Origin of the sequence: Polynucleobacter sp. CS-Odin-A6 (genome assembly GCF_018882095.1) — a bacterium.
Classification (GTDB): domain Bacteria; phylum Pseudomonadota; class Gammaproteobacteria; order Burkholderiales; family Burkholderiaceae; genus Polynucleobacter.
The window spans coordinates 60,723-77,076 of record NZ_JACVPD010000001.1 but is presented as its reverse complement, the minus strand read 5'-3'; the positions used below and the strand labels follow the sequence as shown (position 1 = coordinate 77,076).

Genomic DNA, 16,354 nt, shown 5'->3' with positions numbered 1-16,354 from the left:
CGCTACTAAACACTCATAGCTTACATCTTAGCGGGCGCTGAAACACCCAATACTTTTAAACCATTTTCAAGCACTTGGCGAGTTGCAGAAAGCAAAGCCAAGCGAGCCAGCTTTAAGGCAGCATCATCCACCAAGACACGATCTGCGTTGTAGAAGGTATGGAAATCTCCCGCTAAATCCCGTAAATAAAACGCTAAGGCATGCGGTGCTAAATCTGCGGCTGCGTCAGTCAAAACCTCTGGATATTCAGCTAAGCGACGAAGTAGATGATCGGAGGCCTTACTTTGCAGCAAAGAAAGATCGACTTTCTTCAGGTCAGATGCCTGCCCGCCCCAGTGAGCCAAGATGGAACAAATGCGTGCATGCGCATATTGCACATAGAATACCGGGTTCTCATCATTTTGCTGCAATGCCAAATCAATATCAAAGACAAATTCAGTATCGGCCTTACGTGAAATTAAGAAAAATCGCACAGCATCTCTACCACGCTGTAATGCGATCTCGCGCTCTTCAGAGCTCATCTCTGACGTAATCCCACCAGACCACTCAACTAAGTCACGCACAGTCACATAAGATCCTGCGCGCTTAGAAATTTTGACTTCCTCGCCATTGCGCATGACCGTGACCATCTTGTGAAGTACATAGTCAGGGTAGGTTTTAGGAATATTCCAGCCACGCTTCTGTGCTACGCCCTGTAAGCCAGAGCGGACGCGGGCAATCGTGCCATGATGATCGCTACCTTGAACGTTAATTACCTTCTCAAAGCCACGCCCCCACTTGCTGGTGTGATACGCAACATCCGGTACAAAATAAGTAAAGCTACCATCAGACTTGCGCATGACGCGATCTTTGTCATCACCATCATCGGTAGTTTTAAGCCAAAGCGCACCCTCAGACTCATAGGTCTTCCCAATACTCTCCAACTCTTCGACAATTTTTGCAACACTACCATCGGTATACAAGGAAGACTCTAGGTAATAGCAATCAAACTTCACACCAAAGATTTTTAAATCAATGTCCTGCTCATTACGCAAGTAAGCAACAGCAAATTGACGAATAGTCTCAAGCTTTTCTGCATCAGATAAATCCTCTTGATGGCTTGGGGCCGCCTTAAAGGCGGCTGCAATCTCGGCAATGTATTCACCGTTATAGGCATTTTCTGGCCAAGCAGCATCACCAGGCTTGAGACCATTTAATCGGGCCTGAACAGAAAGCGCCAAATTGGCAATTTGTACACCAGCATCGTTGTAATAAAACTCACGGTGTACTTTGATTCCCTGGGTTGCCAATAAGTTTGCCAATGCATCACCTAGCGCAGCTTGTCGGCCATGACCAACGTGCAATGGACCGGTAGGATTAGCGGAGACAAACTCAATCATGGCACTTGGGACTAGAGCATTCTCTGGTGCCAATTGACCAAACTGGGAACCTGCCGTCAATACCTCTTGAACCACTGTAGTTTTGGCAGCATTACTCAGTCGGAAGTTAATAAATCCAGGGCCTGCAATTTCGCAAGCAGCAATTAGATCGCCATAACCGGGTTGCTTCTCTAAGCGCTCAACAAGTATTTGCGCCAATTCCCGTGGATTGAGCTTCCAGGCCTTAGAGAGCTGGAGTGCAATATTACACGCCACATCTCCGTGATCTACGGACTTAGGGCGCTCCAAACGGGGCTGCGGGGCCTCGCCTAAACCACGCTCCTGAGCCAAGCTCTGCAATACGACGCTGAGCATTTCGATTAAACGATTTTTATTAGTTAACAGCATAGATAAGTGAGTTTATCAGGTGGTAAGCTATTGAAATGATCTATCAATTTCGCTCGAAAGCAGGACCAGATGTCATTATGTTGGCTGATCTGACCCAGCGGATATTTGATATTTTGGCTCGTCCCTTGGAGCCCAGAGGGATTTTGACAGTTGAGCAATTACCACTCTTGATAACCGCCCTAGAAACTGCCATTTTGAAAGATTTAGGAGATCGAGCTAATAGCAATCCAGAGGCACAAGATGGAGGTGAAAAGCCAAGGCTGGCGGATAGACTAGGGCAGCGCGCCTACCCCTTCTTAGAGCTTATGAAGCAGGCCAGGGAGCAAGATGAGCCAGTAATGTGGGGCGTTTGACGCTACGCACCCACCCAATCAATATTTAATCGATTGAACTAGCCAATTGGCGACGCACATCCTCAATAGACTCATCACGGCGCTTAGCGAGATCTTCTAGCTGATCCGCAGAAACTTTACCGACGTTGAAATACTGTGCATCTGGATGGGCTAAATAAAAACCACTGACACTTGAGGCGGGATTCATAGCCATCGATTCAGTCAAGGTCATGCCAATATCTTCAGAGCCAATCACACGCAATAAATCCTTCTTAACCTCATGCGCAGGACAAGCGGGGTATCCAGGAGCTGGGCGAATACCACGGTACTCTTCATTAATCATTTGATCGTTTGTCAGAATCTCATCCGTTGCATATCCCCAAAGATCCGTTCGCACACGGTGGTGCATGAGCTCGGCAAATGCCTCAGCCAAACGATCGGCTAAAGATTGCAACATGATTGCGCTGTAGTCGTCATGCTTAGCATGAAACTCGGCAACCTTCTTCTCAACGCCATGCCCCGTAGTGACTGCAAAGCAACCTAGATAATCAGCCACATGCAAATCTTTGGGGGCAACATAATCCGCTAAACAACGATTGGGTCGACGCACACCATCGACTATCGGACGCTCAGCTTGTTGGCGTAAGTTATGCCAAACAAACAAAGGATGCTCGCGCGTTTCATCACTGTACAAAATGATGTCATCACCAACTGTATTAGCGGGGTAGAAAGCGACCACTGCATCCGCTTGAAGCCATTGGCCTTTGATGAGCTTATCTAACAGCGCCTGAGCATCTTCAAAAACTTTACGAGCCTCCACACCAACAACCTCATCATCGAGTATTGCGGGAAACTTACCGGCCAAATCCCAAGTCTGGAAGAATGGCGTCCAATCAATGTATTTGGCGATATCACTTAAAGCAAAATTCTTAAAGAGGCGGCGCCCAATAAACTTGGGCTTCTGCGGCACATAATGCGCCCAATCAATGAGCTCACGATTCTTACGCGCAGCTTCTAATGAAATAGTTGGGGCTGCCTTTTTATTCGCGTGCTGTTCACGAATGCGGACATAGTCATCCCGCAAGTCTTGAATAAATTTCTTAGCGCTCTCATCTGAAAGTAAGCTAGATGCTACTGAGACTGAGCGAGAGGCATCGGGGACATAGACTACTGGACCATCATAGTGTGGCGCAATCTTGACGGCAGTATGTACACGCGAAGTTGTTGCACCACCAATCATGAGTGGAATCTGACGTTCACGGAAGTAGTCGTCACGTTGCATTTCTTGGGCAACATAAGTCATCTCTTCCAAGGATGGCGTAATCAAACCAGAAAGACCAACAATATCGGCTTTCTCTTCCTTTGCACGCTTCAGAATTTCTGCGCAAGGAACCATCACACCCATATTGGCAACTTCGAAGTTATTACATTGCAACACTACAGTGACAATATTTTTACCGATATCGTGAACGTCACCCTTCACAGTAGCCATGACAATTTTGCCCTTGGCTTTTGCTTCGCCACCAGAAGCAATATGGAGACGTTTCTCTTCTTCAATATAAGGAATCAAAATAGCCACGGCTTGCTTCATCACACGCGCACTCTTGACTACCTGAGGTAAGAACATTTTGCCTTCACCGAATAAGTCACCGACGACGTTCATACCATCCATCAGCGGACCTTCAATCACCTCAATCGGCCTACCGCCATCACCCATGATTTGGGCACGTAGCTCTTCCGTATCTTCTTCAATGAAGGTCGTGATGCCATGGACTAAAGCATGCGTTAAACGCTCACGAACTAGTGAGTCACGCCAAACTAAATTCTCAACCTGCTTTGCACCACCGCCTTTAAATTGATCGGCGATATCAAGCAAACGCTCGGTTGGAGTTTTGCCTTCTTTTTCTTTAAATCGGTTCAGTACGACATCTTCAACCCGCTCTCGCAATTCAGGGTCTAAGTCTGCATAGACGCCAAGCTGCCCCGCGTTGACAATGCCCATATCCATACCCGCCTGAATAGCATGATATAAAAATACGGTATGAATTGCCTCACGTACACGGTCATTACCGCGGAATGAGAAACTGACATTAGATACCCCGCCACTTACTTTGGCGCCAGGTAAATTTTCTTTAATCCAGCGTGTGGCGTTGATGAAATCGACCGCATAGTTATCATGCTCTTCAATACCAGTAGCAATAGCAAAAATATTGGGATCAAAAATAATGTCTTCAGCAGGGAAGTCAATCTCATTGACTAGGATCTCGTAGCAACGCTGACAGATTTCTGTTTTACGCTGAAAGGTATCCGCTTGGCCTGCTTCATCAAATGCCATCACCACAGTCGCAGCACCATAACGGCGAATTAAACGGGCCTGTTTCCTAAAAGGCTCCTCACCCTCTTTGAGAGAGATCGAGTTCACAATCGGCTTACCCTGAATACATTTGAGGCCGGCCTCAATCACGCTCCACTTAGAGGAGTCCACCATGATCGGAACCCGCGCGATGTCGGGTTCAGAAGCAATCAGATTCAAGAAGCGGGTCATCGCAGCTTCAGAATCCAACATTGCCTCATCCATATTGATATCGATAATTTGGGCGCCATTCTCCACTTGCTGCCTTGCCACTACTAATGCTTCATCAAACTGATTATTCAGAATCATGCGTGAGAATGCTTTAGAGCCTGTGACGTTAGTGCGTTCCCCAATGTTCACAAAGCGGATATCGCTTGTGACATTGAAGGGCTCTAAACCAGACAACTTCATTGCTGACATAGCGGGTTTGTTTGCTAACTGACTGTCTTTGGCGCTCATGTTGCTTCCTCCGCGCTCTCGCGATAGAAAACACGTGGCTTACGCTTTGCCACTGCATTAGCAATCGCGCGGATGTGATCTGGAGTGGTTCCACAGCAACCACCTACCAGATTAACCAAGCCATCTTTTGCAAAGCCATCTACCAAGCTAGAAGTAATATCTGGGGTCTCGTCGAAACCGGTATCGCTCATGGGATTAGGTAAGCCAGCATTGGGATAACAAGATACAGCCGTATTACAGATACGAGCGAGCTCAGCGATATAGGGACGCATGAGCGCTGCACCTAAAGCACAGTTCAAACCAAAGGTAAGGGGCTTAATATGACGTAAGCTATTCCAAAAAGCTTCAACCGTTTGTCCCGACAAGATTCGACCGGAAGCATCCGTCACCGTTCCTGAAATCATCACCGGCAAACGCTCGCCAGTTTCTTCAAAAAATTCGTCAAGGGCAAACAATGCCGCTTTAGCGTTGAGCGTATCGAAAATCGTTTCAACTAAAAATAAATCAACGCCGCCTTCAAACAGGCCTTCAATCTGCTCTCGATAAGAAGCACGCAAGGTATCGAAGCTCACATTACGCGCACCAGGATCATTCACATCGGGAGAAATGCTAGCCGTCTTTGGAGTGGGTCCGATCGCGCCCGCAGCAAAACGGGGTTTATCTGGGGTACTGTATTTTTCACAAGCGGCGCGGGCTAATTGGGCGGAGACTACATTCATCTCACGCGCTAGGCTAGCCATCTTGTAATCTTCTTGCGCTACGGAAGTAGCACCAAAGGTATTGGTTTCAATAATGTCAGCACCGGCGTCCAAATACTGCTCATGAATCTTGCTGATAATGTGAGCTTGGGTCAGCACTAAGAGCTCGTTATTGCCCTTGATATCACCCGGATGATCCGCAAAACGGCTATTGCTAGGTAGGCCGCGATAATCAGCCTCAGTCAGCTTATATTGCTGAATCATGGTGCCCATGGCACCATCTAAAATCAGAATACGTTGCTTTAGTAGCTCAGGAAGCGCCTGACCACGCGTGTAAGTCTGCGATAAACCATTAAATTGCATTGCTTAACCGGAATTAATCTCTAGAATCTCCTATTGTATTGGCATTACGCCACTTTTATCTGACCCGGAGCCCTCATATGTTTGGAACTATCCCAGAATTCAATCAAAGCCTTGAAATGATGAAAACCATGTGGGGTCAAGGAGCGGCTGGGCAGATGCCGGGTCAATTTCCCTTCACTACGGATGCCTCCAAGGCTGCTGGAGGCTTTGGAGCCGCATTTCCTGGGCTCGATACAGATGAACTAGAGAAACGCATCAAAGACCTGAAAAGCGTTGAAAACTGGCTCAATCTCAACCTCAATATCTTAAAGTCAACTATTCAAGGCTTAGAAGTGCAACATGCCACCATGATGGCGCTCAAATCCTTTGGGGATGCTGTTTCAGCAACTGCTGCCGCTGCTAGCGGGGGATCAACAGCTGACTCCGGCACAAAAGCTAATAAAACTACCAAAGCTGCTAAACCACGCAAAACCGCAACACCCCGTCGTCGCAAAGCTGGCGACTCAACTTACCTCGACGAAGTAGGTAATTCAGATGAGCAATAGCCTCACCCATAGCAAATGTCATTTGATGAATATCTAATTCACGTTTAAATAAAACCGGCACTATCTCACGAGCAGTAGCCGGTTTTTTACAGGCCTCGATCGTCTCAGCCAAACGCGCATCATGATGGGATTTTAGTTGGTCAATTCGTGGCTTCATGCCGGTAAATGGTTTGCCATGGGATGGCAACACGAGCGTGTCATCAGGTAAAGGGAGATATCGATCTAAGGAGCTCAGATATAAGCCCAATGGATCAGCATCTGGATCGGCGTCATAGACACTGACATTCGTTGAAATGCGTGGCAACAACATGTCCCCCGAAATCAAGACACCAAGATCTTGGCAGAATAGTGAAGCATGCTCAGGCGCATGACCGAAACCCATCATGACTTGCCACTCATGTCCACCAATCAAAATCATTTCACCCTCAATGATGCGACGATATTGACGAGGTACACCTGGAACCATATTGCTGTAGTAATTGGAGCGCGCCCGAATTTTCTCTAAATCTTCCGGGGCACTTAATCCATGTTTCTGAAAGTGGTCAGCAGAACCGCCGCCACCGGCACGCGCACCAACTGCGGCGCCACCCTCTTTGTGGCTGAGCCATTGCGCAGTCAAATAATCTGTCATAGAAATCCACATTGGCACATTCCACTTCTCGCATAACCACTGAGAGAGTCCAATATGGTCAGGATGCATATGAGTAACGATCACTCTGATTACAGGCAAGCCTTCTAGCTGGGTAGCAAAGATCTGCTCCCATGCCGCTTTGGTTTCGTCGTTAGCAATACCGCAATCGACAATCGTCCATCCTTGGGCTTCTTCAAATTCATCTCGCAAAAGCCACAAATTAATATGATCCAAAGCAAAGGGCAGGCGCATGCGGAGCCAACGTACTCCAGGCGCCAGCTCTATCGAGCTACCGATTTCTGGCAAAGCATCCACTAGGGGATAATGAATAGCGCTAAGATCGCTGGGCTGGGTTTTGGTATTCATTTATTTCCATTCTAGGTTTGCTTTGACAACAGTGCCATCACCCTGCATCAATTGGTGCGATATCAATCCAGATAGCGGCTTTTGCCGTGGTTGTTATCGCACACTGACTGAGATTGCGGACTGGTCTGAACTATCTCATTCTGACAAGCTTGAAGTATTAGCAAAACTGAACGTCCGCAAACCTCAAACAACTCAGTAAGCATTTCTCAATGATGTTATTTATTCACATCCACAACTAAACGACCACGAACATTTCCAGCCATGAGTTCTGTAGCGTACTTCAAAGAATCTTCCAGGCTAATTTCATGTGAGATCTCTTCTAAAGTCTTCAGATCGACTAACTGACTCAGTTGCTCATAGGCTGCGATCCGTTTTGCTTTTGGCACAGGCACGCTATTAATGCCATACAGAGTGACGCCACGTAAAATAAACGGCGCTACGCTAGATGGAAAATCCATGCCCTGAGCAAGTCCACAGGCAGCAACAGCACCATCACTCTTGGTTTGTGCACAGGCATTAGCTAATGTATGACTTCCAACACTATCCAACACCGCAGCCCAGCGCTCTTTGGCCAAAGGCTTTCCAGGGGCGGATAAGGTGGCGCGATCGATCACCTCCGCTGCGCCCAACCTCTTCAGATAATCAGCCTCAGCCATACGTCCAGTGCTCGCCACAACAGTAAAGCCCAATTTACTCAGAAGCGTAATTGCGAAACTACCAACGCCACCAGCCGCACCCGTGACCAATACCTCACCATCGCTGGGCTTGAGACCATGCTTTTGAAGGGCCATGACACAGAGCATGGCGGTATAGCCTGCGGTACCAATGGCCAATGCCTGCTTTGGGGTAAAACCCTTCGGCAGAGGAATCAACCACTCCGATTTCACACGGGCCTGCTGGGCTAATCCACCCCAATGGCCCTCGCCAACACCCCAGCCATTGAGAAGCACCATATCGCCCACTTTGAAGTCTGGACTCGCACTCTCCAGGACCTCGCCCGCAAAATCAATCCCCGGAACCATAGGGAAGCTACGCACCACCGGGCCTTTGCCCGTAATGGCTAAGCCATCCTTGTAGTTCAGGGTCGAATAAAGCACTTTTACTTTGACATCGCCCTCTGGCAGGCTAGCCTCATCAACCTGAGAAAGTTCGGCCCGATAGCCTTGATCATCTTTATTTACCAAAATCGCTTTAAACATGTTTCTTCCTTTTAAAAGCGCTGCATTTTCCACAGCAAATACGTAATAGGTTTATCCTAACGAGCATTGCTAATTATGGAGGTTTCCATGAAAAAAATTCTATTATTAACTACGACTGCTGGCATGGCTGGCTTAGGGCTACTTGGTTGTTCATCCAGCCAAATTAATATGTCTATGGGTAATATGCGCCTCATCACCTCTAGCGCTGCGCCACAAGATGTCATGGATTTTGCCAATACTACCTGTAAGAATGATTTCTACCAAGGCGCTAGCTTTCTTTCCAAGGCTGGTAAGGAATATCGCTTTAAATGCGTAAAAGCTGAAGAGAATGAAATTCTGACACCTATTCCTGGCACAACCATTCCCGCTGAAGTGCCTGTCCCGTCGGCAGCGAAGTAAGCGGGTCAATAAGACAATATGTCCCCATTTACCTCTCAAGAGTTACGCAAAGGATTTTCTAGTTTTGCAACAGGGGTTACCGTTATTACCTGCTTAGATTCTAATCAACAAGCTCATGGCATCACGATCAGTTCTTTTAATACCGTTTCGTTGGAGCCGCCGCTCATTCTCTGGAGTCTGAAGAAGCACTCCCGCTTAATGCCTAACTTTGAAGTGGGTCACAAACAACTGATTCATGTGCTGGCACGCTCACAAGAAGCCATGGCGATGCATTTCGCTACGGTAAAAGAAAATCAGTTCATTGATATCCCACATAAAATTGCAGTCAGTGGACTTACCCAAATCGAGGGATGTGCCGCCTACTTTGAGTGCGAAACGATTTCTGTTCATCTCGGCGGTGATCACAATATTATTGTTGCCAAAGTGCTTCACCTCAAACACAGCCCAGAAAGCCAACCACTCATTTTTGCTCATAGCCAATTTGTTGGCCTAGATTTACCGCTTTAAAAAATACTCAATAATAGGAATTCATATGATACGTTTATGGGGAAGAAAAAGCTCTATCAATGTTCAAAAGGTTTTATGGTGCCTTGCAGAGCTAGGATTTGAAGAAGGCAAAGATTTTGAGCAAATTGATGCGGGCCTCCATTTTGGTAAAAATCGCACACCTGAATTTCTAGCGCTGAATCCTAATGGCCTAGTGCCAACGCTTGAAGATGGTGAGCTTGTGCTTTGGGAATCGAATACCATCTTGCGCTATCTTGCTCGTCAGCACGATCAATCGAAACGCTTCACCGCCGACATTACAACCCAGTATCAATCTGAGAAGTGGATGGATTGGCAGCTAGGAACGATGTGGCCCGCTTTACGACCTGCCTTTCTCGGCCTGACTCGCGTCCCTGAAAATGAACGAAACTACGTAGCCATTCAAAAAGCCTATCAAGATACCAATACACTACTTGCTTTGCTAGACCAACAGTTAGCAACTCAAGCGTACTGCTCAGGAAATACTTTTCAGATTGGCGATATTACGCTGGCACTCTGCGTGAGCCGATGGATTCTACTGAATCAAACCTTTCCAGATAAAACAGGCCCACGCCCCCAGCTACATAACATCGATGCTTGGATGAAGCGCATTGAAGAGGGCACCCAGTATCACGTGGTAGCTGAAAAAGAATTTAATATTGCGAAGTAGTGATTCAGATAGGTCTAATAGGCCTGAAATACAAAAAAGGGTGAATCAAGTTCACCCTTTTTCTTAGAGGCTTGATCAGGAATTACTGTTGTTTAAATTTCTTCTGATGATGGTCGGCGCCAATAAATAAATACATCGCCGGGACTACGAAGAGCGTAAACAGTGTGCCAATCGACAGGCCAGTAAAGATCACAATTCCCATTGACTGACGACCTGCAGCACCTGCGCCAGAGGCAATGACCAGTGGAACCACACCCAATACCATTGCAGCGGTTGTCATCAAGATCGGACGCAGACGAACACTACTCGCCTCAACGATGGCATCTAACTTACTACGCCCTGCTTCTTGCAGTTCATTTGCAAACTCCACAATCAAAATACCATGCTTACTAATTAAACCCATCAGCGTGACTAGTCCGACCTGCGTATACACATTGAGCGTAGTAAATCCGAGGTTAATAAAAATGAGTGCGCCAAATAAAGCCAGTGGCACTGAAACCAAAATCACAATAGGATCGCGGAAACTTTCAAACTGCGCAGCCAACACTAAGAACACAATCAAGATCGCAAAAAACATGGTGCCCAAGAAGCCACCTGACTCCGCCATAAATTGACGTGATGGGCCAGCATAATCCATGGAGTACCCACTAGGCGCAACCTCTTTTAAGCTCTGACGCATAAACTCCAAGACATCAGCTTGAGAAATAAATGGAGTACTCACGCCAGCGATCGTTGCAGAGTTCAGCTGCTGAAAGTGATTAATCGATTGCGGAACTACTTTTTGTTTAATGCTTGCAATCGTCCGCGCCTGAATCATCTGTCCACTAGGAGTACGAATGTAGTAATCCAAGATCTGATCAGGGTTTAAACGGTCTACCTGCTTGACTTGCGGAATGACGCGATAAGAACGTCCAGCCACAGAGAAGTAGTTCACGTAGCCGCCACCTAAAGCCGCTGATAAAGCGCTACCCACTTGTTGTTGAGTCATGCCAAGTGCAGCAACTTTTTCACGATCAATGACCAGAACATCTTGTGGCTTATCAATTTTTAAATCAGAGTCCACGTAAAAGAAGTTGCCGCTACGACGGGCTTTATCCAGTACAGCCTGAGATACTTCGTTGAGTAATTCATAAGACTCAGTGGTATTAATCACTACCTGCACCGGGAAACCCTGAGCACCTGGTAAAGCTGGGAACTGAAAAGCAGCCACTCGAGCTCCCGCAATCGTATTCCACTTAGTCTGCATATCCTGCTGGAACTTAGTAGCATTGCGATTGCGCTGATCCCAATCCTTGAGTAATACGCCGCCAAAACTACTAGTGGGGCTAGTAATTTGGAACATTTGCTCATACTCAGGCTCTGCAGCTGATATTTGGTAAATCTGGTCAGCATAGGTCTGCATCTGATTGACCGTACTATTGGGCGGTCCTGAAGCTGACATCAAGACAATGCCCTGGTCTTCAGTTGGAGCTAATTCAGCTCTGGCGGTAGCGTACAGATAGGCAACGCCGCCCAATAAAATGACACCCATCACAATGATGACTTGCCATGTACTTAAGAGCTCACGCAAAGTCGTTTGATAGCCGTGGTGAACCTTATCAAAAATGCGATCGATCTTTTGTACAAAAGGCGATACCTCTTGCTCCTCAGTAAAGATCCGTGAACACATCATCGGAGAAAGCGTCAACGCAATTAATCCTGATACCGCCACAGCACTAGCCAAGGTAAATGCAAACTCGGTAAACAGCGCTCCGGTTAAGCCCCCTTGGAAACCAATCGGTATGTAAACTGCGATTAATACAACCGTCATCGCCAAAATAGGGCTACCCAATTCACGAGCAGCAATGAGGGATGCCTCTAACGGAGACTTCCCCTCTTTCATATGGCGGTCAACGTTTTCAACCACAATGATGGCGTCGTCTACAACCAAACCAATTGCCAGCACTAAGGCCAGTAGGGTTAGCAAATTAATGGAATAACCCAAAATTTGCATTAAGAAGAAAGTGCCTATCAAGGAGAGTGGCATTGCAATCACAGGAACTACCACTGCACGCGCACTTCCTAAAAAGAGATAGATCACTACCGTCACGATCAATAATGCCTCTATTAGAGTTGCCACCACCTCATCAATAGAGGTCGTAATGAACTTAGTAGAGTCATAAACTATCTTGCCAGACACGCCTGTTGGCAATTGCTGTTGAATATTGGGAACTGCAGCACGGATCCGAGCAGCAACATCCAATAAGTTCGCTTGTGGTGCCACCTTAATCGCAATAAACACAGACCGCTTACCGCTAAAGGCCACATTCGTGTTGTAGTCCTCGGAGCCCATGGTCACGCTGGCTACCTGATCTAAATAGACAATATTGATGCCGTCTTTTTTGATAACTAATTTACGGAATTCATCCAACGTATGTAAATCAGTACCTGCCACCAAATCCACGGCAACCATATCGCCCTTGGTACTACCTACTGCTGAAAGGTAATTATTAGCGCTCATTGCGCTATACACGTCATCAGCACCTACGCCTAAACCAGCCATCTTTTCGCGATCTAGCCAAGCTCGTAAGGCAAATTTTCTACCGCCAGTAATCTCGGCATTCTGCACACCGTCAATAGAATCTAACTTTGGCTTGACGACGCGTAATAGGTAATCGGTAATCGCATTATTGGGGATTTCATCACTGTAAAAACCCAAGTACATCGCCGCAGTGGATTGGCCAATTTGCACTGTCAATACTGGTTGCTGGGCTTGGGGCGGTAATTGATTCTTCACCGAGCTAATTTGCGTCTGGATCTGCGTCAACGCTGCATTGGAGTCATAGTTCAACTTCAAGGTAGCGATGATGGTGGACACTCCACTGACACTCGTTGAAGATAAGTAATCAATGCCTTGAGACTGGGCAATTGCAGTCTCCAGTGGCTGCGTAATGAATCCGGCAATCGTTTCTGGATCGGCACCGTAATACGCCGTCGTAATCGTAACGATGGCATTTTGCGTTTGAGGATATTGATTAACCGGCAAAGAGCCCACTGCCTTCAAGCCAAATACCAAGACAACCGCACTAACTACCAGCGATAGCACTGGCCTGCGAATAAAGATATCAGTCCAATTCATCTAGGACTTATTCCTGTGGCTGTGGGTTAGGAGAATTCGCAGGCTGCACTTTATTGTTCACAATTAGTGGTGTGCCATTCTTCAGCTTGAGCTGCCCACTCGTCACTACGGTTGCACCTTCTTCAATGCCCTTCAAAATAGCTACTTGATCGCCACGGGTTGATCCTGTAGTAACAAAGACCTGCTGCGCCTCTAGGACAGGCTTACCTTGCTTGTCTTTCTTACCTGTGGTCTTCGCAATAAATACTGTAGATCCATAGGGGTTATACGTCACCGCTGTCTGCGGCAAGGTCAGAAGCTTTACTTCACCACCCAGTTTGATATTCACATTAGCAAACATACCCGGCAGGATCTTTTTATCGGGGTTAGCCAACTGCGCTTCAATCTGAATATTGCGCGAATTAGTATCAATCTTTGGGCTGACTGCAGTGACCTTACCAACAAAACTGGCGTCCTTAAATGCATCTGTGGTGACCACGATTTCTTGCCCAACCTGAATCTGTGAGGCATTGCTTTGTGGCAAATTGAAGTCGACAAAAATAGGATCTAAGGTTTGTAGAGTGAGTAATTTATCCCCTGAATTGACATACTGCCCAGGATTAATCATGACAATGCCCACGCGTCCACTGAAGGGGGCCTTTAAATTCTTCTTCGCCACTAGCGCGGTTTGTTGCTCGACCTGAGCTTGCTTAGATTTAGCATCCGCTTTACTAGTATCAAAGACATTTTTACTAATCGCCTGAATTTCTAATTGCTGTCTATCGCGCTCATTAATTACTTTAGCTAAATCTGCTAAGGCTTTTAATGAATTCAATTGCGCAACATCAGAAGCATCATTTAACTTAATCAGCAGCTCGCCCTCTTTCACATCCATACCGGACTTAATAGGCACCGTTTGCACAAGGCCACCGATTTCAGTACTCAGCTCAACCCCTCTGTAAGCGCGAACATTGCCAACACTAGAAAGCTGAGGTTGCCATTCAGAAGTAGCAACCACCATTGTCGATACAGTTGCAGGAGGCAATCCCATCCCAGAAATAAAGTACTTAATCATAAAAGTCTTCAGTTGATTAAAACCAAAGATCAATCCAAGCAATAAAAATACCCCACATAACATGATGGTCATGCGGCGACGTAGGGGAGTCATGGCCTGCAACTTCGCGTAGGCCTTCGTTTTTATAAAGCGTTCGCGTGGACGCAATTTTTGTCCAATCCGTGTCCATAGCCCGCCCAACCTCTCGCGTAGCTTCCACTCTTCTTCTTTGGCAAGAACCCAAGCCCAGGAAGCAACTGCGACAGCAGTTACTTTTGTTTTAATTGTTTCCAGAAGTTTCATTTTGATCTTTGTTCGCTATGGCTTTTGGTTGAAAGGCTGGGCCGGTGCGATTCCACCAACCACCACCCAATGCTGCAAATAATGCTGCCGTATCAGAGAAACGGGTTGCTTGCGCAGACACGGATTTGACTTTAGCAATTTGATACTGATTCTGATAATAAAGAACAGCCAGATAGCTGGCAGTACCTAACTTATATTGTTGCTGAACTAAATCGAGAGTTTCGTATGCATAACGCTCTGCATCAGATGCGGACTTCAAGGCTTGCGCACCGGTCTCTAAAGCACGTAATGCATCAGCAACCTCTTGAAATGCTTTGAGTACTGTGGCTTGATATTGATAGACAGCTTGTTCGTAATTGGCTACAGCACCACGGCGTTGCGCCAATAACTGACCACCCTGAAAAAGTGGCTGAAAGATACCACCAGCAATTGACCATAAGGCGGCATTTGGCCCAAACAAGGCTGAGCTGGTTAAGGCTGCAGAGCCAATGGCTCCTGTGATATTAAATTGTGGCAACAAGTTCGCAGTGGCAACCCCTACCAAAGCATTCGTTGCTTTCAGTTGCGCTTCGGCTGCGCGCACATCGGGGCGTTGAAGAACCAAACTGGAAGGAACTGACAGCGGCAACTTCTCCGGCAACTGTAATGACTTTAAATCAAACTTGGTAATATTGGCGTTACTTGGAAGCTCTCCAACCAAGACTGCCAGCTGATTACGAGCAAATGCGAGATTACGCTCGTAGGTAAATAAATCTACTTGAGAATTCGATACCAGTGTTCTTTGTGATGTCACGTCCACTCTAGAAACTGTTCCAATGATTAATTGTTTTTCGGTGACTTCAGCCAGATTAGTTTGCGCACTAAGGATTTCTTCCGTAGCCTGCATCTGAGCGCGTAAGGCTGCCTCACGAACAGCGCCAGTAACAATATTGGCCGTTAAAGAAAGATAAGCGCCCTCCAATTGAAATTGGGCAATTTCTGCCTGGGCTCTTGCCCCTTCCACCGCGCGGCGAGCGCCACCAAAGACGTCTAGCTTGTAAGTAACATTGACTGAAGCGTTATAAAGGTTGTAGGTATCGGAGCCAAAAGGTAGGCCGTAAATAGCCGCAGGCTGCAACTGTCGCGTAACACCCCCATTTAAACCAATTGCCGGGAGGTATCGCCCGCCAATTTGTGCACTCACATTCTCTTGGCTTGCGCGCAAGGCTGCATCAGCAGCACCCAAGTTCGGATTTTGCTGTAGTGCTTTTTTGATCAGAGCATCTAACTCGGGAGACTTAAATAATTCCCACCACTGAGCCTCAATATCCGCGCCCACGACAAATTCTTGATCCGTTCCTCCGGGTACGCCAGGTGCAGTAGCTAATTTTTGAGAAAGGGTAGTTTCTGTATAGGTAGAGGTGTTGGGCGGATCGGGTTGCTTAAAGTCTGGGCCCACTGCGCATGCTGATAGCGTACCTACGCAAATCAACGCAAGTAAATGCAAACGTGAGAATGGGGCTACCTTTGAAAGAAACATGAATTGCAAAAAATATCCTCTTTTACAAGAGTTATTTGAACACAGATTTCAATTCACAGCCTTCTAACGCCCTGA

Annotated in this window: 14 protein-coding genes; 6 read left to right on the top strand and 8 right to left on the bottom strand. The window is 46.8% G+C overall.

Annotated elements, in window-relative coordinates; translation table 11 throughout:
- Positions 1–20 precede the first annotated feature (20 nt).
- Complete coding sequence (gene argS, locus ICN15_RS00420) at positions 21–1,766, bottom strand: arginine--tRNA ligase (protein ID WP_216200544.1); 1,746 nt, start codon at positions 1,764–1,766, stop codon at positions 21–23.
- A 35-nt stretch (positions 1,767–1,801) separates the two neighbouring features.
- Here argS and ICN15_RS00415 point away from each other — a divergent pair, with 35 nt between their 5' ends.
- On the top strand, positions 1,802–2,119 hold the full coding sequence (locus ICN15_RS00415) for a DUF1840 domain-containing protein (RefSeq protein ID WP_216200543.1): 318 nt from the start codon (positions 1,802–1,804) through the stop codon (positions 2,117–2,119).
- A 25-nt stretch (positions 2,120–2,144) separates the two neighbouring features.
- On the opposite strand, the gene metH is transcribed toward ICN15_RS00415, so the two are convergent.
- Together metH and ICN15_RS00405 are read right to left on the bottom strand one after the other, a co-directional pair.
- On the bottom strand, positions 2,145–4,910 hold the full coding sequence (metH, locus tag ICN15_RS00410) for a methionine synthase (protein WP_255532805.1): 2,766 nt from the start codon (positions 4,908–4,910) through the stop codon (positions 2,145–2,147).
- Positions 4,907–5,971, bottom strand: coding sequence for a homocysteine S-methyltransferase family protein (locus ICN15_RS00405; RefSeq protein ID WP_216200542.1), 1,065 nt, complete (start codon positions 5,969–5,971; stop codon positions 4,907–4,909). The genes metH and ICN15_RS00405 overlap by 4 nt, the downstream gene beginning before the upstream one ends.
- 77 nt (positions 5,972–6,048) lie before the next feature.
- Between ICN15_RS00405 and ICN15_RS00400 the strand changes: the two genes are divergently transcribed.
- The gene (locus tag ICN15_RS00400; RefSeq protein ID WP_216200541.1) at positions 6,049–6,516 is read left to right on the top strand and encodes a PhaM family polyhydroxyalkanoate granule multifunctional regulatory protein; all 468 of its coding nucleotides are present in this window, start codon (positions 6,049–6,051) and stop codon (positions 6,514–6,516) included.
- On the opposite strand, the gene ICN15_RS00395 is transcribed toward ICN15_RS00400, so the two are convergent.
- Positions 6,428–7,513, bottom strand: coding sequence for an MBL fold metallo-hydrolase (locus ICN15_RS00395; protein ID WP_216200540.1), 1,086 nt, complete (start codon positions 7,511–7,513; stop codon positions 6,428–6,430). The genes ICN15_RS00400 and ICN15_RS00395 overlap by 89 nt on opposite strands.
- Before the next feature lie 31 nt (positions 7,514–7,544).
- Between ICN15_RS00395 and ICN15_RS00390 the strand changes: the two genes are divergently transcribed.
- A complete protein-coding gene (locus ICN15_RS00390) occupies positions 7,545–7,712 on the top strand; it encodes a DUF1289 domain-containing protein (protein ID WP_370625406.1) in 168 nt (55 codons plus the stop codon).
- 16 nt (positions 7,713–7,728) lie between these two features.
- Here ICN15_RS00390 and ICN15_RS00385 read toward each other — a convergent pair whose 3' ends face one another.
- Positions 7,729–8,712: an MDR family oxidoreductase gene (locus ICN15_RS00385; protein WP_216200538.1), complete on the bottom strand. Its 984-nt coding sequence runs from the start codon at positions 8,710–8,712 to the stop codon at positions 7,729–7,731.
- 87 nt (positions 8,713–8,799) lie between these two features.
- On the opposite strand from ICN15_RS00385, the gene ICN15_RS00380 reads away from it, so the two are divergent.
- From ICN15_RS00380 to ICN15_RS00370, 3 genes are read left to right on the top strand one after another with little or no spacing between them, the layout of a single operon-like run.
- Positions 8,800–9,111, top strand: a complete 312-nt coding sequence (locus ICN15_RS00380) for a hypothetical protein (RefSeq protein WP_216200537.1) — start codon at positions 8,800–8,802, stop codon at positions 9,109–9,111.
- Between the two features lie 18 nt (positions 9,112–9,129).
- Positions 9,130–9,618 (top strand): flavin reductase family protein, encoded by a 489-nt coding sequence (locus ICN15_RS00375; protein WP_216200536.1) that lies wholly within the window; start codon positions 9,130–9,132, stop codon positions 9,616–9,618.
- A gap of 25 nt (positions 9,619–9,643) precedes the next feature.
- The gene (locus tag ICN15_RS00370; RefSeq protein WP_216200535.1) at positions 9,644–10,306 is read left to right on the top strand and encodes a glutathione S-transferase family protein; all 663 of its coding nucleotides are present in this window, start codon (positions 9,644–9,646) and stop codon (positions 10,304–10,306) included.
- A gap of 82 nt (positions 10,307–10,388) precedes the next feature.
- Here the strand turns inward: ICN15_RS00370 and ICN15_RS00365 are convergent, their stop codons facing one another.
- The 3 genes from ICN15_RS00365 to ICN15_RS00355 all read right to left on the bottom strand — a co-directional run bounded on the left by ICN15_RS00365 (position 10,389) and on the right by ICN15_RS00355 (position 16,279).
- Positions 10,389–13,424, bottom strand: coding sequence for an efflux RND transporter permease subunit (locus tag ICN15_RS00365; protein WP_216200534.1), 3,036 nt, complete (start codon positions 13,422–13,424; stop codon positions 10,389–10,391).
- Positions 13,425–13,431: 7 nt separating this feature from the next.
- Positions 13,432–14,571, bottom strand: a complete 1,140-nt coding sequence (locus ICN15_RS00360; RefSeq protein ID WP_216201471.1) for an efflux RND transporter periplasmic adaptor subunit — start codon at positions 14,569–14,571, stop codon at positions 13,432–13,434.
- A 166-nt stretch (positions 14,572–14,737) separates the two neighbouring features.
- Entirely contained in the window at positions 14,738–16,279 is a 1,542-nt protein-coding gene (locus ICN15_RS00355) for an efflux transporter outer membrane subunit (RefSeq protein ID WP_216200533.1), read from the bottom strand.
- Positions 16,280–16,354 lie beyond the last annotated feature (75 nt).